The following is a 6,374-nucleotide window of genomic DNA, read 5'->3' as shown; positions in this document are numbered from 1 at the left end:
TCTCACTGAAAATGCCTCTCGATTCCTGCATGATCCTGGCCTCGACAACCACGATCATCCCAGGTCGAAAGGCATTTTCCCTATCTCACACACCGACTGTGACCAGCACCCCATCCACGGATCCAGGTTTAGGGTCGCGGCCCATGATCCTGTATTTCTTCTCGTCGCTGGGCTGGCAGGACTGGGACGTCGAGCGAGTACCGGTGGTCCCGGACCGGATGCCGGTGCTGGTCGATGACGATCTGCGGTTCGAGGACCGATCCGCGACACCGCGGCCGACTGTCACGGTGAACCGGTGGCTGCGGGAGTTGCCGACCAGCGGGGCGCCGGCGGCGAGTTCGTGGGAGAGCTACGCGCGGGCGCTGAAGGCGTGGATGGAGTTCCTCGCCGAGCGCGGCACCGGGTTGTTCGACACGCGGGAGCGACTGAAATTGGTGCTGGGACGCTACGCGGTCCATCGGGCCGCAGGTCCGATCGAGTCGCGCTTCGCCGCGACCACGTGGGCGCGGCACGTGAGCATTCTGTCCACGTTCTACCGGTGGGCGATCGAGGAAGGGTTCGCGGGGGCGGAGCCGTTCACCTACCGCGCCGCGCGGGCCAGCTACGGCGGCGTGGTGCGCGAGGTCCGTGTGAACGCCGCTGTCCGGCGGGTCGCGAAACCGCACGTGAGCATCAAGTACCTCGAGGCTGATTTCGCGGATATGTTCCGGCTGGCGTTGCGCGGCCTGGCCCCGGACGGCAATCCGCACAAGGGGTTTCACGGCCGGGAGCTGGCCCGCAACGCGGCGATGGGCGAGTTGGTGCTGGCGAGCGGACTGCGGTTGCAGGAATTCACGTATCTGCTGGTCTACGAGATTCCGGCGCTGCCGGTGAAGCCATCGCGGATGCCGGTGGCGTTCTCGGTGCCTGAGGCGGTTACCAAGGGCCGCAAGTTCCGTACGACCTGGATCTCCTACGACGCCTTGGCTACCGCGCACCGCTACATCGAGCTCGAGCGGGCGGTCACCGTCGACGGCGCCACCTGGCTGCCGTCACGTGGGTGGGGAACTCCGCTGCGGGTCACCGACCCTGATCCGCTGGGCGGACGGATAGATGGGGTCCGGCGCCGATGGGCGTCGCTGACCCCTGCCGAGCGGATGCGGCTCGTCGGGCCCGGCGGCGGCTCATGCCTGCTGGCTGTTCGTGGCGGGGGCGGGCCGTTCACAGCCTGGGCGACAGTGTTCGCCCGCACCGCCGACCGGATCCGCCAAGCGTTCGAGCCCAGGTTTCCCCACGTCAATCCCCACAGATTGAGACATTCCTTCGCCATGGCAACTCTTGAGCAACTGGTGAGTGGGTACTACCGTCAGGCGGCGAAGCTGGTCCGCGACACTGATGCCGATGCGGCGCTGGCACTGTATTTGAGCAAGGCCGACCCTTTGATGGTGTTGCGGGATCTGCTCGGGCATTCTTCGGTGTTGACCACCGAAAAGTATTGCCGCCGTTTGGACACCACCCGAATCTACCGTGAGGCATACGAGTCGGCGGGCCGTGCCGAGGGCTTGCTCGATGATGCCGCAGCCGAGGCGGAAGCGGCGAAGGAATTCGCCGACGAGGCAAGGTGCTGATGCCGGCCGAAGTGGTCGATGATCCGTTGGGGATCGCCTGCGAAATGCCCTCGGGCAAGACTGGCACCGTCGTATTCGGTGCTGGGCCGTGCCCGCGGCTGGCCCGCGATCTGCTGACCGGGCTGGCGGATCTGGTGCATCCGCACGGACCGCTGACGGCGTGGAGCTCGGTGGTGAAGTGCGTGATCGGGATCCGCCGCATCACCGCCGCGCTGGAGCCTGGCGGATTCGATGGTGGCGCAGCGGATTTGAGCAGGGCGCGGCTGGTCGAATTCTGGATGGCGACCGGCCACGCCGAAGAAAGGTCCACCCGATCGATGCTGGCCCGCTGGGACCTTCTGACCGCGGGCTTGCGGCCCGAGGTGCGGGCGCTGGTGCAAGCACGACGCTCGTTCAACCAACCCGCATGCACACCTTTGGTCCCCTACAGCGAAAACGAGTGGACCCGCCTGATCACGACCTGCCGCACTGTCGTCGATGACGCTTTCGCCGCTCACCAGGCCGCGCTGGCGGCCGCCGAGAGGGCGCGTGATCCCGCTCGCGGCGGCTGGAGCAGGGACAACGGCCGCTGGCTGCTCTCGCGCCGCGGCCCGATGCCGCTGACCGACATCCTCACGCACATGGGGGTGACCTATCAGGCGATACGAGGCCAAGGACTGCTACAAGGCCAGCGATTGGTGCAGATCCAGCGGGAACTGTTCCCCCACACCGATGTGGTGATCGGCTACCAGCTGTTGTTCGGCGCCTACAGCGGCATCGTGCCCGATGGCATCGACTCCCTCGGCCTGGGCGATATCGACTGGGCCGGTGACCGGTCGGTGCTGCTTGGCTACGTGAAAGGCCGCACCGCCCGGGAGAGCCTGAACCTGCCCGGCAAGGCGGTGCGCCTGCTGCAACAGTGGCTGACGTATTCGGCGCTACTGCGCGGATTCGCCGCCGGACGGGACCGTGAGGCGTTGTGGTTGCGGTATCTGGCCCACGCGCCGGGCGGGCCGTTCGTGACCGTCCGCATCACCGATCCGTCGGTGCGGGCCTGGGTGCGCCGTCATGGCCTGCTCGATGACTCCGGGCAGCCGATGGCGATTCACCGCCAGCGCATCCGCACCACCTTCCAGTCCCGCCGCGATCGGCGCCACCGGCACGGCAGCGGCCGCGCCACCATCGACCCGAACCACACACCGCAGGTCGAAGGTGATCACTACCTGACCGCGACCAGCCCTGACCAGCGCGGCGCTGTCGATGCGATCATCGAGGACGCTCAAGTCGGCCTGCTACGCCGCGCCCGGACCCCGAAGGTTCTCGACGACGAGCGGGTCGCCGAGTTCGCGGCCCGGTTTCCGGACCTGGTCGCCGACCTGGACCTGAACGACGCGACGATCGCCGAGCTCGTCGGCGGGCACCGTGACGTGTTCACCGCCGCCTGCGGTGACCAACTCGCCGGCCTGCACGGCCCCAAGGGCAAGCCCTGCCCGGCACGTCCCTGGGTCTGCCTGCTGTGTCCGTTGGCAGTCTTCGCACCCCGGCATGCCCCGAACCTGTTGCGGCTCAAAGCCTTCTTCCTTCGGCAATGGCGGCAGATGCCTTGCGCACACTTCCTGGCCGTGTTCGGCCCCTACGCCGACCGCCTCGACGAAGTCCTCGATCGATTCCCCGCCGCGGTGGTGACCGCCGCGGCGAACGACGTCGGCGACACCGACGACGAAGTTCCCCTGCACCCAGAGGAGTTCACCCAATGACCGCACTCGCCACAGCCGACCTGAACATCTCACCGTTCACCGGCACCGACATCTGCCGCCAAGCCGGGTTCGACCTGCCGACCGATGCCACCGGGCCAGTGTTCGACCACGACATCTGGGACTTCAAGAAGATCATCGGCCTGCCGATACAGATGCCCATCTGCATCCGGCAGCTGGACTTCACGCTGATCACCGAGCCACGCTGGCGCCTGGTCGCCAAAGAGCTGATGTTCGCGTTCCTCGTCCCCCACCACCCGCGCGTCGGGGTGCTGGCCAACGCCTACCGCAGCCCCCTCACGTTGCAGACCTGCCATCGCCGGTTGCGTGAGCTGACCGGTTGGCTCAACTGGCTCACCAGCCGCGGAATCAGCACCCTCACCACGGTGACCGAGAGTGACTGCACCGACTACCTGAACTCGCGTCGCACCGCCACGACACCAGGCCGCCCCCCACGGGCGGTCAGCAGATCTCAGCTGCGCGCCATCGTCATGTCGGTACTGGACCTGGCGCACTATGGCGAATTGTTCACCGCCGACCGATACCCGCCGGACCTGCGGCTCTGGCACGGAGCGACCGCGGCCGCGGTCGCTGGTGATCGATCGACCCTCGAGAACAAGACCCCGCCAATTGCCCGTGAGATCCTGCACCCGCTGCTGGCAGCCAGCCTGTTCCTGATCGAGGTTCTCAGCCCGCACATCCGTCGGCTGCGTGAGCAGATCACCAGCACCGACAACCAGCACGGCAACACCGTGGTTCCCGGTCACTACCCGCCCGCCGCCGCGTTCGCGGCGGCGCTGCGGTGGCACCAAACCACCGGGGAGCCGCTACGGGAGCTCGGGTCCGGCCAGGTCACTATGAGACTGGATCGGGGATGGGATCGCGAGGATCCGCTGCTACCGGTGAGCTTCGCCGCCCTGGCCCAGCAGTCTGGACGCACCGAGTTCAATCCCGACAGGATCACGCCCGAGCTGCGGGTTCTGGCCGAGGAAACGGTGCGGATGGTCGGGCTCACCAAGCCCTGGGCTCGTGACGAACCGGCCATCGCCCGCGCCGACACCGGCGAACCGGTCGTCTGGACGCCGCCGCTGCACCTGCGCGAGGTCCAAGACCTGATCGAAACTCTTCGCACAGCCTGTTTCACGGTGACAGCAGCGGTCACCGGGATGCGCTCGAGTGAGTTGATGGAGTCGCGAGTCGGTTGCCGCCGGACGCCGGAGCAGATCCGGCCGGGCATGTTCCGCTATCGTCTCACCAGCAAGGTCATCAAGGGCAAGCCGCACGGCGGAATCGACGACGAATGGGTCGTGACCGAAGAAGTCTTCCGCGCCATCGAACTCGCCGAACAACTCTGCACCACATCACATCCGGGTGACCCCTTGTTCGGCCGGCTCGGCTTCACGATGCGCTACAAGAGTATGCGCGCCTGGGTCAACGGCCCCGCTGGGCAGCGGCTCGGGCTCACGGCGATACCGGACGGACCGGTGAATCTGCGCATGCTGCGCCGGCGGCTCGCGATAGAGTTGGCCTACCGGCCCGGCGGGCTGCTGGCCGCAAAGCTGCACCTGAAACATGCGCTCGTCGCCGCGACGGAGGGATACAGCGCCCGACCTGGGGGTTCGCAGGCCAAACTACTCGCCGAGATCAACTCCCATGAGCAGCAACGCAATCTGGAGCTGGTGCTCACCGAGTTCCGCAACTTCCAGAACGGGATCATGCCGTCCGGGCCCGGCGCCCGCGAGCTGATCGACTCGTTCCGCAGCGTCGATGACGCACTCACCGAACACGCACGCAGCGCGCCGAAGCTGCTGGCCAGCGACCAGGAACTCCGCAACCTGCTCACCAAGCGAGCCCGGGTGCTGCACCTCGGGACATCGAACTTCTGCTGGTTCGCTGATCCGTCTCGGGCGCTCTGCCTGCGCATGGCCGGCACACCGACCGCAGACAACCGCTGCTCGGATTGTGTGATTCAACCCGCTGCCCACAAGCCACCCACCACCCCTGCCACCGACCGGTCTGGGCAGCCGCCGCCGACAACACCCGCAACCTCCTCGTCGCCCTCGGGTCGACCCGCAAGAACGAAAAGACTCGTCTGCAAACCGATCTCGACCGCGCAACCCGCATCCTCGACCAGATCGACACCAACTCCACCCCCGGCAAGGACACCCCTGATGGCCATCACCGATGAACAGCGACTTCGTACCGAGCACCGTATCTGCACCGCCATCGACCGCCTCCTGCGCGGCGACATCCCGCCCGGCGGAAGCTGCGACATCAAGACCCTCGCCACCAAATCGGGAGTTTCCCGAGCAGCTCTCTACCGGACCTACGCTCACCTGCGGGAGGAATTCGAGCACCGCCGCGACCGCATACGCGACCAGGGCGAGCGGCCCGACCCTCGCGATGTTCAGATCGAACGACTCAAGGCTGAGATCACCAAACTCAAAGATCGTCTCACCCAAGCGAACTCGACCATCGAGGAGCTGGCCGACCTCCGCGGCCGAGCCCTCTCACAGCTGGCCGCGCAGCACGACGAAATACTGCGACTCCGCTCCACCGCACCACCGAACCTCACCCGGCTTCCGGCCGCACGCGCAAAGGTCATCGGCCCCTGCTGACTAGGTGTTGCGGGGCAGGACGTTATTGATGTGCCAGTCTGGCATCGATAGTCCCATCGTGGCCTCAACTCAGTTGTCCAGCGCTTCTTCTTCCCGCTGGCGGGGACTATCTCGCTAAAGGTGTTTCCGGCGGTTTCTCTCAGTAGGTTCGGGCGTCGGGCCAGCGGTCGGCGAAGGTGATCGCGAACGCGTTGACCGCGGGCTTCCAGCGCATCGTCCATCGTGCCCGACCGGCACCGGTCGGGTCGAGCGAACGAGTCACCAGATACAGGCATTTCAGCGCGGCTTGCTTATTAGTTACGTGGAATCAATCCGAGGAGCTCGACGGCTCCGAATCTGACCACGGAACTGGGAGGCAGGCTTGGCGGCAATGGGGTTGGAGGAGAAGTGGCCAGTGCTTGGTCGGCACGAGCGGG

3 protein-coding genes and 1 pseudogene are annotated in these 6,374 nt (G+C 66.5%); 3 read left to right on the top strand and 1 reads right to left on the bottom strand.

The features are described from left to right. Positions 1–143 precede the first annotated feature (143 nt). The 3 genes from IU459_RS36280 to IU459_RS36270 are packed head-to-tail and all read left to right on the top strand — an operon-like array spanning position 144 to position 5,958. Positions 144–1,607 (top strand): tyrosine-type recombinase/integrase, encoded by a 1,464-nt coding sequence (locus IU459_RS36280; RefSeq protein WP_195134113.1) that lies wholly within the window; start codon positions 144–146, stop codon positions 1,605–1,607. Further along, entirely contained in the window at positions 1,607–3,343 is a 1,737-nt protein-coding gene (locus IU459_RS36275; protein WP_195134112.1) for a hypothetical protein, read from the top strand. The genes IU459_RS36280 and IU459_RS36275 overlap by 1 nt, the downstream gene beginning before the upstream one ends. Then, a complete protein-coding gene (locus IU459_RS36270; protein WP_228839009.1) occupies positions 3,340–5,958 on the top strand; it encodes a site-specific integrase in 2,619 nt (872 codons plus the stop codon). The genes IU459_RS36275 and IU459_RS36270 overlap by 4 nt, the downstream gene beginning before the upstream one ends. A 139-nt stretch (positions 5,959–6,097) precedes the next feature. Here IU459_RS36270 and IU459_RS40600 read toward each other — a convergent pair. Continuing rightward, positions 6,098–6,262: pseudogene (locus tag IU459_RS40600) on the bottom strand (IS256 family transposase); the annotation flags it as partial. Positions 6,263–6,374 lie beyond the last annotated feature (112 nt).

Origin of the sequence: Nocardia amamiensis, assembly GCF_015477605.1 — a bacterium.
GTDB classification, from domain to species: domain Bacteria; phylum Actinomycetota; class Actinomycetes; order Mycobacteriales; family Mycobacteriaceae; genus Nocardia; species Nocardia amamiensis_A.
The sequence above is the reverse complement of the archived record's forward strand: the minus strand, read 5'-3'. Positions and strand labels throughout refer to the sequence as shown.